Annotated in this window: 12 protein-coding genes, 4 tRNA genes and 1 riboswitch; of the genes, 13 read left to right on the top strand and 3 right to left on the bottom strand. The window is 41.4% G+C overall.

Features of this window, described 5'->3' with window-relative positions; translation table 11 throughout:
- Positions 1-52: 52 nt before the first annotated feature.
- Positions 53-1,921 (bottom strand): TonB-dependent receptor plug domain-containing protein, encoded by a 1,869-nt coding sequence (locus LVY74_RS08425; RefSeq protein ID WP_442862784.1) that lies wholly within the window; start codon positions 1,919-1,921, stop codon positions 53-55.
- 23 nt (positions 1,922-1,944) lie between these two features.
- Positions 1,945-2,154, bottom strand: a riboswitch (cobalamin riboswitch).
- Between the two features lie 136 nt (positions 2,155-2,290).
- On the opposite strand from LVY74_RS08425, the gene LVY74_RS08420 reads away from it, so the two are divergent.
- From LVY74_RS08420 to LVY74_RS08395, 6 genes are all read left to right on the top strand, one after another.
- Complete coding sequence (locus LVY74_RS08420; RefSeq protein WP_237814709.1) at positions 2,291-2,941, top strand: phosphoribosylanthranilate isomerase; 651 nt, start codon at positions 2,291-2,293, stop codon at positions 2,939-2,941.
- Positions 2,916-4,145, top strand: coding sequence for a tryptophan synthase subunit beta (gene trpB, locus LVY74_RS08415; RefSeq protein WP_237814708.1), 1,230 nt, complete (start codon positions 2,916-2,918; stop codon positions 4,143-4,145). The genes LVY74_RS08420 and trpB overlap by 26 nt, the downstream gene beginning before the upstream one ends.
- A gap of 423 nt (positions 4,146-4,568) precedes the next feature.
- Positions 4,569-5,366: a tryptophan synthase subunit alpha gene (gene trpA / locus LVY74_RS08410; protein ID WP_237814707.1), complete on the top strand. Its 798-nt coding sequence runs from the start codon at positions 4,569-4,571 to the stop codon at positions 5,364-5,366.
- Between the two features lie 2 nt (positions 5,367-5,368).
- Positions 5,369-6,262, top strand: a complete 894-nt coding sequence (gene accD / locus LVY74_RS08405) for an acetyl-CoA carboxylase, carboxyltransferase subunit beta (RefSeq protein ID WP_151708599.1) — start codon at positions 5,369-5,371, stop codon at positions 6,260-6,262.
- Position 6,263: 1 nt separating this feature from the next.
- On the top strand, positions 6,264-7,538 hold the full coding sequence (folC, locus tag LVY74_RS08400; RefSeq protein ID WP_237814706.1) for a bifunctional tetrahydrofolate synthase/dihydrofolate synthase: 1,275 nt from the start codon (positions 6,264-6,266) through the stop codon (positions 7,536-7,538).
- Positions 7,538-8,644: an SPOR domain-containing protein gene (locus LVY74_RS08395; protein ID WP_237814705.1), complete on the top strand. Its 1,107-nt coding sequence runs from the start codon at positions 7,538-7,540 to the stop codon at positions 8,642-8,644. Before folC ends, LVY74_RS08395 begins: the two co-directional genes overlap by 1 nt.
- Here LVY74_RS08395 and LVY74_RS08390 read toward each other — a convergent pair.
- Together LVY74_RS08390 and LVY74_RS08385 are read right to left on the bottom strand one after the other, a co-directional pair.
- Entirely contained in the window at positions 8,641-9,240 is a 600-nt protein-coding gene (locus LVY74_RS08390) for a dual specificity protein phosphatase family protein (protein ID WP_237814704.1), read from the bottom strand. The two genes, LVY74_RS08395 and LVY74_RS08390, sit on opposite strands and share 4 nt — an antisense overlap.
- Positions 9,241-9,354: 114 nt before the next feature.
- Positions 9,355-9,996, bottom strand: coding sequence for a peroxiredoxin (locus tag LVY74_RS08385; RefSeq protein ID WP_151708602.1), 642 nt, complete (start codon positions 9,994-9,996; stop codon positions 9,355-9,357).
- Positions 9,997-10,278: 282 nt separating this feature from the next.
- Between LVY74_RS08385 and secA the strand changes: the two genes are divergently transcribed.
- The 7 genes from secA to LVY74_RS08350 all read left to right on the top strand — a co-directional run bounded on the left by secA (position 10,279) and on the right by LVY74_RS08350 (position 15,560).
- A complete protein-coding gene (gene secA, locus LVY74_RS08380) occupies positions 10,279-13,017 on the top strand; it encodes a preprotein translocase subunit SecA (protein ID WP_237814703.1) in 2,739 nt (912 codons plus the stop codon).
- 133 nt (positions 13,018-13,150) lie between these two features.
- Entirely contained in the window at positions 13,151-13,507 is a 357-nt protein-coding gene (locus tag LVY74_RS08375) for a hypothetical protein (RefSeq protein WP_237814702.1), read from the top strand.
- A 196-nt stretch (positions 13,508-13,703) separates the two neighbouring features.
- The gene (argJ, locus tag LVY74_RS08370) at positions 13,704-14,924 is read left to right on the top strand and encodes a bifunctional glutamate N-acetyltransferase/amino-acid acetyltransferase ArgJ (protein WP_237814701.1); all 1,221 of its coding nucleotides are present in this window, start codon (positions 13,704-13,706) and stop codon (positions 14,922-14,924) included.
- Between the two features lie 246 nt (positions 14,925-15,170).
- Positions 15,171-15,247: transfer RNA gene (locus tag LVY74_RS08365), tRNA-Pro, on the top strand.
- A 42-nt stretch (positions 15,248-15,289) separates the two neighbouring features.
- Positions 15,290-15,366, top strand: a tRNA-Arg gene (locus tag LVY74_RS08360).
- A gap of 37 nt (positions 15,367-15,403) precedes the next feature.
- Positions 15,404-15,479, top strand: a tRNA-His gene (locus LVY74_RS08355).
- A 4-nt stretch (positions 15,480-15,483) separates the two neighbouring features.
- Positions 15,484-15,560 (top strand) — tRNA-Pro (locus LVY74_RS08350).
- Positions 15,561-15,709: the final 149 nt, after the last annotated feature.

The raw sequence follows: 15,709 nt of genomic DNA, 5'->3' as shown, positions 1-15,709 counted from the left end.
CAAACATTATCCATGAAAATGCGCTGATAAAATACTTTTTTGAACATGAATATTAGTAGCGTAAAGTTACCCCAATGGATGCTAAGCGACCACTTGCGATATAGTATGATTGTACCTCATTGTTCCATGCTGTTTTATAGGTGGTATCACCAATATTTTTGATATTACTAAATACTTTTAAATGCGAGTTGATTTGCCAATAAGCATTCATGTCTATAGTTGCATAACCTGGAATATTATGAGTATCTCGTGCAGAACCTCGAGCAACTAAAGATGTTGTAAAGCCATAGATACCATTATCCCAGCCAGCAGACAATGATAGGTTTTGGCGTGGATGATTTGGAGCATCTTTATTTGTTGCTTCATTCGTAGATTGGACATAGGCATATTCTGCATTGGCAAAAAGATCACCTTGTTTCCATTTTAAACCAAGTTCTGAACCTGTTAAGGTTGCTTTATTGATATTGTAATATGTAAAGTTTGTAGAAGAATCGGAAACCATCAGGTTATCCACTTTGGTTTGATATACAGAACCGTAGACGTGAAGACCATAAGCAAAAGCATGGTCAAAACCAAGCTCATATGAAACACTTTCTTCAGGTTTTAGGTTAGGATTACCGCCCCACCATGAAGGTGCAGTAATGAGTTGCCCCACAACAGGTGCTTTAAATGCTGTTCCTACGTTTGTATAAATACTGGTATTTGGCGTTGCGAAGTATCTGATCGCAACTTGTCCGACAGTATGTGTTCCAAACTGTTGATTATCTTCAACACGGACACCAGCTTGTGTTGAAAATATATCATTGTTAAATTGATGTTGTGCATAGTAGCCGATGGTTTCATTGTCTGAATCGAAGCCTTCATCGCCAACGTAAGCTGCAACTTTTTCTGCTTTGGTTTTATTGTATTCTACGCCGAATAAAATATTTTGATTCGGTGTTAACTGCCACTTGAGATTGGAGTCAATTTCTTGCTGTTCTGTATTTAGAATAGATGGATAAGCACTTTTAACGACGTTATATTCATCATTAAATTGAGATAAACGTGTGCTCCAAGTTAAATCATCAGTTAAATTGAAGTGCCCTTGAATATTATATAAGCGGTTAAGGAAGTCATAGGCATTAGGTGCGCCATAAGAAAAATAATCTCCCGTCCCTTTATTTTCTTTAATTTCAGCAGAGATGCCATAGGTTTCCTTTTCTACACCAACTTTTGCAGAATAACCTTTTTGATCGAAACCAGCTTTACGGTCTTCATTGCTAATAATTTTGTCACCATCCGTTTCAAAGCGTTGACCACGAATTTGAGCGTAAAAACCATCTTGAGCAATATCTGCACCTAAAACCGATTTATAAGTGTTGTGTTCACCCATTTCAGTAGTCGTGAATACTGTATTTTGAGTTGGTATTTTTGAAATCAGTTGAATAACGCCACCAATTGCATCTGTACCATATTGTACCGACGCAGGGCCTTTTAAAATTTCAATTTGTTTAATGTCAGATAAATCAAATAAATGAATATTTGTATCTGCAACAGTAGCAATATTTGAGCGCATCCCATCTTGTAAGAAAAGGGTATGTGATGCACCTGTACCACGAAGGTACACAGATGCGGGTTGTCCATAACCACCAGTTTGTTTAATTGAAAGTCCTGCCTCTCTTTCTAAAAGCATGGGTAGGTCGGCGAGAGGTGACTGCTCAATCGTTTTTTGATCAATGACATTAATACGTGCAGGCACATTTTTAACTTTTTCTGGCGTACGAGATGCTGTGACAACAATGGTATCTAGAGAAGTTGCATTTTGCTCGTCATTGGTTGCTTGCTGATCTGCGGCATGTGTTGTAACTGAAAAACCTGTGATAAGTGCAATCGCACCGACCAAAGCAGTGGGCTTAAAAATAGACATGGCTTTTTGCTCCATACATTCACTCCCCGTGAATGATTCATTGAAGTAAACAACAAGCAGGTCTTCGGACTTCCAATATAGTTACACACATAACCAGCATATTCGTCTTCCCATCTGAAAACAGTGACGTTAAATGGCTAAGCACCACTTAAAATATATGCGTTTCATTGTTACCGCTGCGGGGGCAGTGTTGGGTTCTCACCAACTTCCCTAAAGCAAAATGCAAAACTTGTTGATAAATTAGACCAAATTATACGGTCTTTACATTAGTGAAACAATCTGTAGACAGAGATTGCGTTGAAAACTGCAAATTCTCCTAGATTTCTTTATGGTTTTTCCGTTTTAATCAACAGCATGCTTTTTAATACAAATTAGATTGATTTTATGCGAACCCGAACAAAAATTTGCGGAATTACCCGTATTGAAGATGTACACAGCGTCGTGCAAGAAGGGGCTGATGCGATTGGTTTGGTCTTTTATCCACCTAGCCCACGTTCAGTGACTATAGAGCAAGCCCAGAAATTAGTGCTACAGATTCCACCTTATGTGCAAGTGGTTGGTTTGTTTGTCAATGCCAGCGCAGAAGAAATCCAGCACGTTTTGCAGCAGGTTCCTTTAGATGTCTTACAGTTGCATGGCGATGAAAGCCCTGAGCTGTGTCAGGAAATAGCACAAATCACCAAACGCCGCTGGTATAAAGCCATACAGGTCAAACCTGATTTAGACCTAATAAACGAAATTCAACGCTACCAACACGCGGGCGCAAGTGCTATCTTACTCGATGCTTGGCATCCTGATTTAAAGGGTGGGACAGGTTTACAATTTGATTGGTCGCAATTCCCGAAACTTGATATTCCGCTGATTTTGGCGGGAGGCTTAAATCCTGACAATATTGCTGAGGCAATTGAACTGACCGAACCGTTTGCGGTGGATGTCAGTGGCGGTGTAGAAGCCCAAAAAGGAATTAAAGATCAACGATTAATCAAAAAATTTATGCAAGGAGTCCATTGTGGATCAGCAAAACGAAGTGATTGACTATACACAATATCCAGATGCTAAAGGACACTTTGGCATTCATGGCGGACGATTCGTGTCAGAAACATTGATGGCTGCATTACAAGATTTAGAAAATCTGTATAACAGAATGAAAAATGATGCACAGTTTTTGGCAGAATTTGACCGTGATTTGGCTTACTATGTCGGCCGCCCAAGTCCACTTTATCATGCTGAACGATGGTCTAAACATTTAGGTGGTGCGCAAATCTACTTAAAACGTGAAGACCTGAACCATACTGGCTCTCACAAAGTCAACAATACCATTGGTCAGGCATTGCTGGCGAAACTGTCGGGTAAGAAACGTATTATTGCGGAAACAGGTGCAGGTCAGCACGGCGTGGCAACGGCAACCATTGCGGCACGTTTAGGTCTTGAATGTGTGGTTTACATGGGCGCTGAAGACGTTAAACGTCAGGCAATGAATGTGTACCGTATGCGTTTACTTGGCGCAACAGTTGTGCCAGTCGAAAGTGGCTCAAAAACGCTGAAAGATGCCATGAATGAAGCAATGCGTGACTGGGTGAGTAATGTCGATACCACTTACTATGTGATTGGTACAGTGGCAGGCCCACACCCATATCCGCAATTGGTTCGTGATTTCCAATCGATCATTGGTCGTGAAGCACGTCAACAAATTTTAGAGCAAGCAGGTCGTTTACCCGATGCACTGGTTGCCTGTGTGGGCGGTGGCTCAAATGCGATGGGTCTATTCTATCCATTCCTAAATGATGCTGATGTAAAAATGTATGGTGTCGAAGCTGCGGGCTATGGCATTGAAACAGGTAAACACTCAGCACCTTTAAATGCAGGACATGTTGGTGTGCTCCATGGTAACCGTACTTACCTGATGAGCGATGCTCAAGGTCAGATTATTGAAACGCACAGTATTTCAGCAGGTCTGGATTACCCAGGTGTGGGGCCAGAGCATAGCTTCTTGAAAGATATGAAACGTGTTCAGTACGTGCCAATCAATGACGAAGAAGCACTACAAGGCTTCCGTGATTTGACCAAAATCGAAGGGATTATTCCTGCATTAGAAAGCTCACATGCAATGGCTTATGTCACTAAGCTCGCACCAACCATGTCGAAAGATCAGATCATTATTGCCACGGTTTCAGGTCGTGGTGATAAAGATTTACTGACGGTTGCCCGTGTTGATGGTATTCCGTTGGTTGATCTGTAAATCCTAAGTTTTAATCAAAAGGCGAGCTAAATTTAGCTCGCTTTTTTTATTTTTGGGTGATGGGCTACGAAAAAGTACAATGCAGAACGTATGATCAGTGGGTAAAAATTAGACTTGAACAAACATTTTGCCATGTGGGTAAAGCTTGGTCGTTTGTTTATTTTTATGATTTTTATGATTTTTTTAATTAAAAATTCCAAGATGAGCCAAAAAAACAATTCAAAAGATGCCTAAAAATTAGGAAGCTTTGATCATTGAGAAAAGCTATCAAATATTGATTAATGTAGCTTGCGGATTGTTTCATAAATGTTGAATCAAATCAGGCAGCTTTTGGCGCTGTGCAATGTCTAAAAAATAGCGTTACAATGCGGTGTCATGTAAACACAGCACACACTATTTTTTCATGCAAGGAAAGTAAACCTTATGTCTCGTCTAGCCACACGTTTTGAACAGCTTCAATCTAAACAACAAAAAGCTTTGGTTTCTTATGTTATGGCGGGCGACCCTCATCCAGAGGTGACAGTACCATTATTGCATCGCATGGTTGATGCAGGTGTCGATGTGATCGAATTGGGCTTGCCTTTTTCCGATCCAATGGCAGATGGCCCTGTGATCGCGCTTGCTGCAGAGCGAGCGCTTGCGGGTGGGACAAATACCTTAGATGCTTTGGCTATGGTCAAAGAATTTCGTCAAAAAGATCAGGAAACGCCAGTGGTTTTGATGGGTTATTTAAACCCAGTAGAAGTCATTGGTTATGAGAATTTTGTTGAAACAGCACATCAAAGTGGTGTCGACGGTATTTTGTTGGTGGACTTGCCACCAGAAGAATCGGATCAGTTCAATCAGGTGTTACGCCAGTACGACATGAATCAGATTTTCCTGTTAGCCCCAACATCGACTGATGAACGTATTCAACATGTCATAAAACAAGCCAGTGGTTTTATCTATTATGTGTCACTGAAAGGTGTAACAGGCGCAGCAACCTTAGATACGTCTGAAGCAGCGCAACGTATCGAGAAAATTAAATCTCAAACCAGCATTCCTGTTGGTGTGGGTTTTGGTATTAGCGATGCGCAATCTGCAAAAGCCATGGCTGCAGTTGCCGATGCTGTCATTGTCGGAAGTGCTCTCGTCAAGCCTTTTGCAACGTTGCCACCGGAACAAGCCGCAGAACAAACGGTTAATAAAGTCAAGGAGCTTCGAGCTGCGCTCGATGAGTGAGTATGAATCAAGAAGTTAAACCAAGTAAAGTTCTGAACCCATCGACACCTTGGACTGATCGCCCAGTTCCTGGAATCCATGTACCAGATGCAAAAGAAACTTTCAAAGCAAGTTTTAATGAACCAACAGTTGAATGCCCAGAGTGTCATTCACTGACAACAGTCACCGCAATGAGCTTTAATGCCTATGTTTGTCCACAGTGTGATGAACATTTACGTATGAAAGCACGTGAACGTTTAACATGGTTCTTTGATCAAGTTGATAAAGAACTTGGTCAAGAATTTAGTGCGAAAGATCCACTGAATTTTGTGGACAGCAAACCATATCCTGCACGTATGCAAGAAGCGCAAAAGAAAACTGGCGAATCTGAAGCATTGGTTGTATTGCAAGGCACGTTAAAAGGCGTGGCAATGACAGCATGTGCATTTGAATTCGACTTTATGGGCGGTTCAATGGGTACAGTGGTTGGTGACCGTTTTGTACAAGCGGCTGAAAGTGCGATTGCGAAAAAACAACCGTTCATCTGCTTTGCTGCCTCTGGTGGTGCACGTATGCAAGAAGGCATGTTGTCTTTGATGCAAATGGCACGTACTTCAGCAGCGATTGAAAAAGTGAAAGCAGCAGGCTTGCCATATATCGTGGTGTTGACTCACCCTGTTTATGGTGGTGTAACTGCGTCTTTAGCCATGTTGGGTGATGTTCATATCGCTGAACCTAAGGCAATGATTGGTTTTGCAGGTAAACGTGTAATCGAACAAACTGTTCGTGAAAAACTCGATGAACCATTCCAACGTGCTGAATATTTGCTTGATCATGGTGTGGTCGATCAAATTGTTCATCGTCATTCATTACGTGATACTGTATACAGAATCGTAAGTAAACTGATGAACATCTAAATTGAACACAATAGCACCACAAGCTACGGATAGTCTTTTCACATGGCTCAACTATTGGGGTCATGTGCATGTAACAGGAATTGATTTGGGCTTAGAGCGCGTCATTCCTGTTGCTCAAAAATTAAATGTGACAACCACCTCAGCCAAAGTGATTACGGTTGCGGGTACTAATGGGAAAGGTTCAACCACAACAACAATTGCCGCGATTCTTCAACACGCGGGCTATAAAGTTGCACTTTACCAATCTCCGCATATTTACCGTTTTAATGAACGTGTCAAAATTTCAGGCTTGGAAGCCAGTGATCAAGAACTGGTTGATGCTTTTGTTCAAGTCGATCAAGCACGCCGTGAATGTGGTTTAAGTCTTTCATTTTTTGAAGCAACCACCTTAGCTGCTTTTCTTATTTTTCAACAAAAACAATGTGATGTCTGGGTGCTTGAAATTGGACTCGGTGGGCGACTTGATGTTGTCAATGTTATTGAGCCAGATGTTGCCGTGATCACCAATATTGGTTTGGATCATGTGGATTGGCTAGGTGATACCATTGAAAAAATTGCTTTTGAAAAGGCTGGTATTATTCGCCCTAACATTCCTGTGATTTTTGCAGGTCAGCAACAACTTCCACAAGCCATTCAAGACAAAGCTCAAGCATGTAATGCTCAACTGTATGTGTTGAATCGTGATTATTTTTATCAAGAGCAGTCGGAAGATACTTGGCTATTTGCCACACCTGCATCCACTTTGCTGCTACCTAAAGGGCATTTGGCACTCGATAACATTTCAACCGCAGTTGCTGCTGTGCTCGTGAGTGGTTTAACTGTCTCTGATCAGGCAATTCGTCAGGGAATTCAAACAGCAAAAATTGCAGGGCGTTTTGAAGTTCGTCAAATCCAGAACAAAACCGTGATTTTTGATGCAGGGCATAACCCGCATGGTGTTGAATTTTTGTTAAAGCAATTGCAGAATTTTATGCAATACAATAAACAGTATTCTGAAGTTGTTGCAGTTTTTTCAATGTTGGCTGACAAAGATATAGATTCAGTGGTTGAATTGCTGAATCCTGTGGTATCGACTTGGCATATTGCTGAGTTAACTGTGCCACGTGCGGCAAAACTTGAAAAAATTCAGCAGGCTTTAAACAATACAACGACACAACAATTTTCAAATGTGAAAGAAGCCTTTCAAACAGCTCTCGATCATTTACAAGATCAACAACTGATTTTGGTTTGTGGTTCGTTTCATACCTTAGAAGCGGTTTGGGAGTACATTGAATAATGTCAATGAATAGCAAACAACGTTGGATGGGAGGCGTTGTTTTATTGGGTGGCGGCGTGCTGCTTGCAGCATTGCTGATGAAAGGCACACAAGAATTACAGCATAAACAAGCCGCTCCCTTAACTCAAACAGCGACAGCACAACAAAAAAATACGCAGAAATCAGGCGATATGCAGGCTTTGCAACCCTTAACGGTTGATGTTGAAACCGAGAAGCGTTTGCTTGAAGAGCAAAAGCGGGCACGCGAACGTGCAGTTGCTGAACAAGAAGCAAGAACACAACAGTATTTGCAACAACAACAACAAGCAGAAGCCGACGCTGCTCGTAAAGCTGCTGAAGAATATGCTGAAATCAATAAGCGCCGTACAGGTCAAGACAGCTCGGATAACATTCCACCTGAAGTCAAGCCTGATGGTAAAATTGTGGATCAACAGCATCAGGCAGATTCTGATGTAAAAAAGAAACACGCCGATGATGAGGCAGCCAAACATAAAGCAACTCTAGATGCCAAGAAAAAAGCAGATGCAGAAGCGAAACGTCAGGCTGATTTGGAGGCGAAAAAACAAGCCGATGCAGAGGCAAAAAAACAGGCAGATGAAGATGCTCGTCATGAAGCTGCTGCCAAAAAGAAAGCCGAATTAGAGGCACAGAAAAAAGCAGATGCGGAAGAGAAACGTAAGGCTGAAGCTGAAGAAAAACGCAAAGCAGATGCAGAAGCGAAACATAAAGCAGTTGTAGAAGCGAAGAAAAAAGCTGAGGCAGATGCAAAGGCAAAAAAACAAGCTGATGCAGATGCTAAAAAATCGACAAGCAAAAAACAAGCTGATGCGGATAAAGCACGTGATCTACTAGAAGGTAAGAAAAAGTGGATGGTACAAGTTTCTTTGGCAGCGAACCAAGCCAATGCCGATGCAACGGTTTCTAAACTTCGTGCCAAAGGTTATAAAGTGGTCACTAGTCCAACCTCAAAAGGGATTCGGATTATGGTCGGGCCTTCTAAAGATCGTGATGGTGCAGATACTGCTCGTCGTAAAATCCAAGGTGATGCAAGCTTGGGAATGAAGTCTGCTTGGGTTATTGATTGGGTTCCACTCGATCAACGCTAAGATGCTTGATGTGGATGCGTTAATTGTTGACGCATCCATTCGATATTTTGGGGGTAGAATAATCGATCAATATTGATCCAAATGGGGTGGAAGCCATAGCCACCATGTTTCATTTCTTGTAAAGCCTCTTGTGTTGTCCAGCCCTCAAGTAAAATACGCGACATTGCTATCATGGTACCTGTACGATCTGAGCCATGATAGCAATGGATTAAAACCCGTTGATGTGCTGCTTGAGCCTTTTGTAAAATTTGCATGACTTTGACAATCTGTTGTCGTTGAATATCCCATGTATTGATTGGAATATGAATCAGTTGAATATTTTGATGCTTGAGTAATGTAAGGTCTTCATTTCGAGTCCGCAGATTAATCACGATATCGATTTTTTGTTGCTGTAAATAGGGAAGCAGTAAGTCAGAGGGTTGTTCACTACGGTAAAGCCAAGAATTCACTTGATAAAAATTGTGCTTTTTGGCAATCGCAAGTCCCCAATGATCGGGGCGTTGGGCATCCGCTAAGACGGAGCTTTCTATGCAGCCTTGTAAAATTAGACTTGAGCCAAGCAGTGCTGCTGCAAATGCATAAGAAGAAATACGCATAAAAATCAATAAAGCAGAAAAATAGCCCTTAAATTAAGCATAATTTTTTATATATACAGCAGTGATTCTGTAAAAAAAGCCTATTCAAGAATAGGCTTGGAGAGAAATCTGATTTTAGTCTAAGTTTGGTTGTGGAGTTAAGCGCAAATAAGGTGTTACAGCGCTATAGCCTTTAGGAAAGCGCTGTTTGATTTCATTTTCATCTTTTAGGCTGGGTACAATCACCACATCATCTCCTTGTTGCCAGTTGGCAGGGGTTGCAACTTTGTAGTGATCGGTCAGTTGTAGAGAGTCAATCACCCGTAAAATTTCGTTGAAATTCCGTCCTGTTGATGCAGGGTAGGTAATAATTAAACGGACTTTCTTGTTGGGGTCAATAATTACCAAAGACCGTACAGTTGTGGTTTCACTCGCATTCGGATGTAAAAAACCATATAGCTCAGAAACTTTACGATCTTGGTCTGCCAAGATTGGGAAATTCACTGTGGTGTCTTGAGTTTGATTAATATCTTGAATCCAGCCTTGATGAGATTCGACATCATCGACCGATAACGCAATGGCTTTGACATCACGTTTGCTAAATTCATCATGTAATTTGGCAGTATAGCCCAGTTCGGTGGTACATACAGGCGTGTAATCCGCAGGGTGTGAAAATAGAATACCCCAATGCTGACCAAGAAATTGATAAAAATCAATTTCGCCTTCACTTGATTGTTGTTGGAAGTTTGGGGCTGTATCGCCAAGACGTAAACTCATGTGAATCCTCAAAAGTATTTTATTGTGTTGATAAATTCACTATGAACCAATTCTTTTGCAGAGAAAATACAGCTTTATGATGTTGATATGAATAAAATGAATAAAGCATGGTTTTGAATGATCAAAATAGGTGATCAGGATCGGTTGATTTGTGACTGAAATATTGAAAAAAATGCTGCTTTTTACGTAAAAAACTTGTACTTCAAAAATCTAACTCCATAATAACGTCTAACTAGAAATTCATTTTTCATTTTTGACTAGCAAAATTTAGAGAGTTTATCCATGTTGGCAGGTCTGATCGGAGGTATCTTCGGTACAAAAAATGAGCGCGAACTGAAACGCATGCGTAAAATTGTCGAGAAAATTAATGCGCTCGAACCGACGATAGCCGCTCTTAGCGATGCAGACTTATCTGCAAAAACTCAAGAATTTAAAGATCGTTATCAAACTGGGGTAAGTTTAGACGATTTATTGCCTGAAGCGTTTGCAGTCTGCCGTGAGGCGGGTAAACGTATCATGGGTATGCGTCACTATGATGTGCAGCTAATTGGTGGTATCACTTTGCATGAAGGCAAAATTGCCGAAATGCGTACAGGTGAAGGTAAGACCTTGATGGCAACGTTGGCGTGCTATCTCAATGCGTTAACTGCTCAGGGTGTGCATGTCATTACGGTAAATGACTACTTGGCACAGCGTGATGCTGAGTTAAACCGACCTTTGTTTGAGTTTTTGGGTTTAACCGTTGGCACGATTTACTCAATGCAAGCGCCAGACGAAAAAGCCTTAGCCTATAAAGCCGATATTACTTATGGTACAAACAACGAATTTGGTTTTGACTATCTGCGTGACAACATGGTGTTTTCACTCGCAGAGAAAAAACAGCGTGGTTTAGTATATGCCATTATCGATGAGGTTGACTCAATCCTGATCGATGAAGCGCGCACACCACTGATTATTTCAGGGCAAAGTGAAGACTCTTCACAGCTTTATGCTGCAATTAATCATATTGCTCCTAAACTTCATCCACAAAAAGAAGAAAAAGTGGCTGATGGTGGTCACTTTTGGATTGATGAAAAACAACGCTCAGTGGAAATGACCGAAGTCGGTTATGAAGCTGTGGAAAGTGAATTGATTCAGATGGGTTTGTTGCAAGAAGGCGAGAGTCTATATTCAGCAACGAACTTAAACTTGGTTCATCATGTATCTGCGGCAATTCGAGCGCATTTTCTGTATCAACGTGACGTTCACTACATTATTCATGATGGTGAAGTGGTGATTGTGGACGAACATACAGGTCGTACCATGCCAGGTCGACGTTGGTCTGAAGGTCTACATCAAGCGGTCGAAGCCAAAGAAGGCTTGGAAATTCAACCAGAAAACCAAACATTGGCAACCACAACATTCCAAAACTATTTCCGTTTATATAAAAAGCTTTCAGGCATGACAGGTACTGCGGATACCGAAGCGTCAGAAATGAAAGAAATTTATGGTTTGGACGTGGTTTTGATTCCAACGCATCGCCCAATGGTTCGCCAAGATCATAATGACCTGATTTATCTAAATCGTGATGGGAAATACAGCGCGATTGTTGCAGAAATTAAGCGTATTCAAGAAACTCGTGCGCCAATTTTGGTGGGTACTGCAACGATTGAAGCCAGTGAAATTCTGTCACAAAAACTGACTGCTGCGGGTATCAGACACGAAGTTCTGAATGCCAAACAACATGAGCGTGAAGCCGACATTATTGCCCAAGCAGGTAGTCCAGATTCTGTGACCATTGCAACCAACATGGCAGGTCGTGGTACAGACATTTTGCTTGGTGGTAACTGGAAAGCTAAACTCGCTAAAATTGAAAACTCAACGGCTGAAGATGAAGCGCGTTTAAAAGCTGAATGGCAACGTGACCATGAAACTGTGTTAAATGCTGGTGGTTTACATATCATTGGTTCTGAACGTCATGAATCACGCCGTATTGATAACCAATTACGTGGTCGTGCAGGACGTCAGGGTGACCCTGGTGTTTCACGTTTCTATTTGTCTTTAGAAGATGATTTGATGCGTATCTTTGCGGGTGATCGTGTGGTTGGCATGATGCGCGCGATGGGTTTGAAAGAAGACGAAGCCATTGAACACAAAATGGTGAGTCGTTCAATTGAAAATGCCCAACGCAAAGTTGAAGCACGTAACTTTGACATCCGTAAAAACTTATTGAAATACGATGATGTTAATAACGAACAGCGTAAGATTATTTATTCTCAACGTGATGCGGTATTGGCTGAAACGACCTTGCAAGATTATATCGAGGAAATGAACCACGATGTGATGAAGGCCTTGATTGCTAACTTTATTCCACCTGAGTCCATTCATGATCAATGGGATATCGAAGGTCTAGAGAAAGCACTCAGTACCGATTTAGGTATTGAATTACCGATTCAACAATGGCTAGATGAAGATCGTCGTTTAGATGAAGAAGGTTTGGTTGAACGCATTAGTGATGAAGTGGTTGCGCGTTACCGTGCGCGTCGTGAGCAAATGGGTGCAGATTCGGCGTCAACACTTGAGCGTCACTTTGTATTGAATGCACTTGATCGCCACTGGAAAGATCATTTGGCTGCAATGGATTATTTGCGTCAAGGGATTCATTTACGTGGTTATGCACAGAAAAATCCTGAGCAAGAATACAAAAAAGAAGCTTTTAACCTGTTTGTAAGCATGTTGGGTGCGATTAAATCTGATGTGGTGACAGACTTGTCATTGGTACATGTACCAACGCCAGAAGAATTGGCTGAACTTGAAGCACGTCAACAACAACAGGCGGATGCAATGCGTTTGTCTTTTGAACATGACAATGTTGATGGTTTAACAGGCGCAACGCTCATGATGGATGAAAGTGATGATGCAATTACGAATTCCTCTGGGTTAAATCTGAATAAAAATCAGATTGCACCACCAGCGAGCCGTAATGCACCTTGTCCATGTGGCTCAGGCTTAAAATATAAGCAATGTCATGGTAAAATTTAAAGCTTAGACCTATTTTACAAAAGCAGAACAAGATGTTCTGCTTTTTTATTGGCAGGTCATAGGCTCGGTCATGAAATTCCAGTACACTTTTAACCAAAATTCACTTTGTAAAATTTAAAGTGTTGGTGCTTACATGAAAAAAATCAAACAGGCGATCTTGCTTAGTATCTGTGTTGCTCCTGCAATCACATGGGCAGCAGAGGCTCAGCCATTTACCACAACTGTTGGCAATGTTCTGGCTGCAAAAGGTGCAACAACTGCACAAACTGTAGTGCAAGGAAATAACACTATGATTATTAGCCCTCGTACGGGCATACGTTATGCACTAGGTGATACACAAGGTCGTGCAATTGTGATTCAAACGGCTGCGATCGCACCTGCAAATAATGTGACTGTAAAACGAATTCTTGCGACTAACCCTGCATTGTCTGTTGAGAGTCAGCAAAAAGCGGAACAATCTTTATTAAGCATGAATCAGGCAACACATTAAATATCTTTCAAAGTCCTATTTTCCTTATGCTAAAAAAGGAAAGACAGCGTAGGCAAAAGAAGTTGATTTAATTGTTGAAATAGAAAACCAGCTACCTTGCTGGTTTTTTATTGGATTTAAGATCAGAGGCTCGATTTTTTGGTGTATATCTAATAAGCTAGAACTTTATTTTCACTTCTAAAAATGGATCATTAAAATGGCTGTTGGTGACGTTACTATGCCACTTATGCATGTGGTAAAAGGTGTAAAAATTGGCTCTACAGAAGCGCATGTACGTTATCCAAACCGACGAGATCTGGTGATCTTTGAATTTTCTGAAGGGGCAAATGTTGCAGGTGTTTTTACGCAAAATGCCTTTTGTGCTGCGCCTGTGCGCATTTCTAAAGCTCATTTAGCAGAAAGTAATGCACGTTATTTGGTAATTAATACAGGCAATGCCAATGCAGGTACAGGTTCATTGGGTTTACAAAATGCCCAAAAAATTTGTGAAAGCTTAGCTGTAGTTGCAGGCGTTGCTACACAAGAAATTTTACCTTTTTCAACAGGTGTAATTGGTGAACAACTTCCTGTGGAGCGTATTGTTGCTGGATTACAACCTGCATTTGACAGTTTGCAGGCAGATGCTTGGACAGATGCAGCAAAAGGGATCATGACAACAGATACCACGCCAAAAGGTGCATCTGAACAATTTGAATTAGATGGTGTGACTTATACCATGACAGGTATTAGTAAAGGTGCAGGTATGATTCGCCCAAATATGGCAACCATGCTGTCCTTTGTTGCGACTGATGCGCCAATTGCACGAGATCTCGTACAAAAACTGTTGAAAGATGCAGCTGATCAATCATTCAACCGTATTACGATTGATGGCGATACCTCAACCAATGACTCCTGTATTTTTGTTGCAACAGGTCAGGCAGGTGGTGAAGAAATTCAATCTGTAGATGATTCTCGATATACGGTTGTTGCGGAAGTCCTGATCCGAGTCATGAAGCGCCTTGCTCAATTAATCATACGTGATGGTGAAGGGGCAACCAAATTCATTACGGTAACAGTTGAGGGTGGAAACAATACCGATGAATGCTGTGAGGTTGCTTATAGCATTGCACATTCACCGTTGGTTAAAACTGCAATTTTTGCATCAGATCCAAACTGGGGTCGTATTTTGTGTGCGATTGGTTATGCCAAGATTCAAGATTTAGATGTTGAAAAAGTTCAAGTCTGGTTGGATGAGGTTCAATTGTGTAAAGATGGTGGCGCAGCCGCTGACTATACAGAAGCTGAAGGCGCACGTGTCATGCAGCAATCTGAAATGACCATTCGAGTGGATTTGGGGCGTGGGTCAGCGAAAGACACGGTTTATACCTGTGACTTGTCTTATGATTATGTGAAAATTAATGCCGATTACCGTTCTTAAATGACTAATCCAAGATTTTAAAATGAGCCTCATCTTAGAATGAGGCTTTTTTATTGGAGATATATGCTTGAAAATTAGAAAGAAATGCCTAAAAAAAGCACAAAAATAATAAAAATGCTGAATAAATAAGCTTTTGAATGAATAAATGTATATTTTTTTGAATTAAGGTATTGACCAAAACAAGACTCACGCCTAGAATGCACACCGTACCGCACGATGTGCGATACAGCGAAAGCTGAGATGAATCGGAGCATAGCACAGCCTGGTAGTGCACCTGGTTTGGGACCAGGGGGTCGTAGGTTCGAATCCTACTGCTCCGACCAATTCCTCAAGGCGGTATCGCATGATGTTTTATCATCGATCAAGCGCTTGTAGCTCAGTTGGATAGAGCATCCGCCTTCTAAGCGGATGGTCACAGGTTCGAATCCTGTCAGGCGCGCCATTTTATGGTGTCTGATGAATAGAACCAAAACACTACGGTGGATGTAGCTCAGTTGGTAGAGCCCCGGATTGTGATTCCGGTTGTCGTGGGTTCGAGCCCCATCATTCACCCCAATTTCGGAGCATAGCACAGCCTGGTAGTGCACCTGGTTTGGGACCAGGGGGTCGTAGGTTCGAATCCTACTGCTCCGACCATCATCTAAGAGATGAAATAAATAATCCGCTTAAATGCGGTTTTTTTATGTCTGAAATTTCTTATTCTATTATTTGTTAATATTATAATTCGCTATTCGCTATTCGCTATTCGCTATTCGCTATTCGCTATTCGCTATTCGCTATTCGCT

Source organism: Acinetobacter sp. ME22 (assembly GCF_022012315.1).
In the GTDB taxonomy this organism is placed as follows: Bacteria; Pseudomonadota; Gammaproteobacteria; order Pseudomonadales; family Moraxellaceae; genus Acinetobacter; species Acinetobacter brisouii_A.
The sequence above is the reverse complement of the archived record's forward strand: the minus strand, read 5'-3'. Positions and strand labels throughout refer to the sequence as shown.

What these genes read in the sequence shown, in the direction of transcription:
- LVY74_RS08425 (WP_442862784.1), bottom strand. Translation starts at nt 1,921, where the DNA reads ATGGAGCAAAAAGCCATGTCTATTTTTAAGCCCACTGCTTTGGTCGGT.
- LVY74_RS08420 (WP_237814709.1), top strand. Translation starts at nt 2,291, where the DNA reads ATGCGAACCCGAACAAAAATTTGCGGAATTACCCGTATTGAAGATGTA.
- trpA (WP_237814707.1), top strand. Translation starts at nt 4,569, where the DNA reads ATGTCTCGTCTAGCCACACGTTTTGAACAGCTTCAATCTAAACAACAA.
- accD (WP_151708599.1), top strand. Translation starts at nt 5,369, where the DNA reads ATGAATCAAGAAGTTAAACCAAGTAAAGTTCTGAACCCATCGACACCT.
- LVY74_RS08395 (WP_237814705.1), top strand. Translation starts at nt 7,538, where the DNA reads ATGTCAATGAATAGCAAACAACGTTGGATGGGAGGCGTTGTTTTATTG.
- LVY74_RS08390 (WP_237814704.1), bottom strand. Translation starts at nt 9,240, where the DNA reads ATGCGTATTTCTTCTTATGCATTTGCAGCAGCACTGCTTGGCTCAAGT.
- LVY74_RS08385 (WP_151708602.1), bottom strand. Translation starts at nt 9,996, where the DNA reads ATGAGTTTACGTCTTGGCGATACAGCCCCAAACTTCCAACAACAATCA.
- secA (WP_237814703.1), top strand. Translation starts at nt 10,279, where the DNA reads ATGTTGGCAGGTCTGATCGGAGGTATCTTCGGTACAAAAAATGAGCGC.
- LVY74_RS08375 (WP_237814702.1), top strand. Translation starts at nt 13,151, where the DNA reads ATGAAAAAAATCAAACAGGCGATCTTGCTTAGTATCTGTGTTGCTCCT.
- argJ (WP_237814701.1), top strand. Translation starts at nt 13,704, where the DNA reads ATGGCTGTTGGTGACGTTACTATGCCACTTATGCATGTGGTAAAAGGT.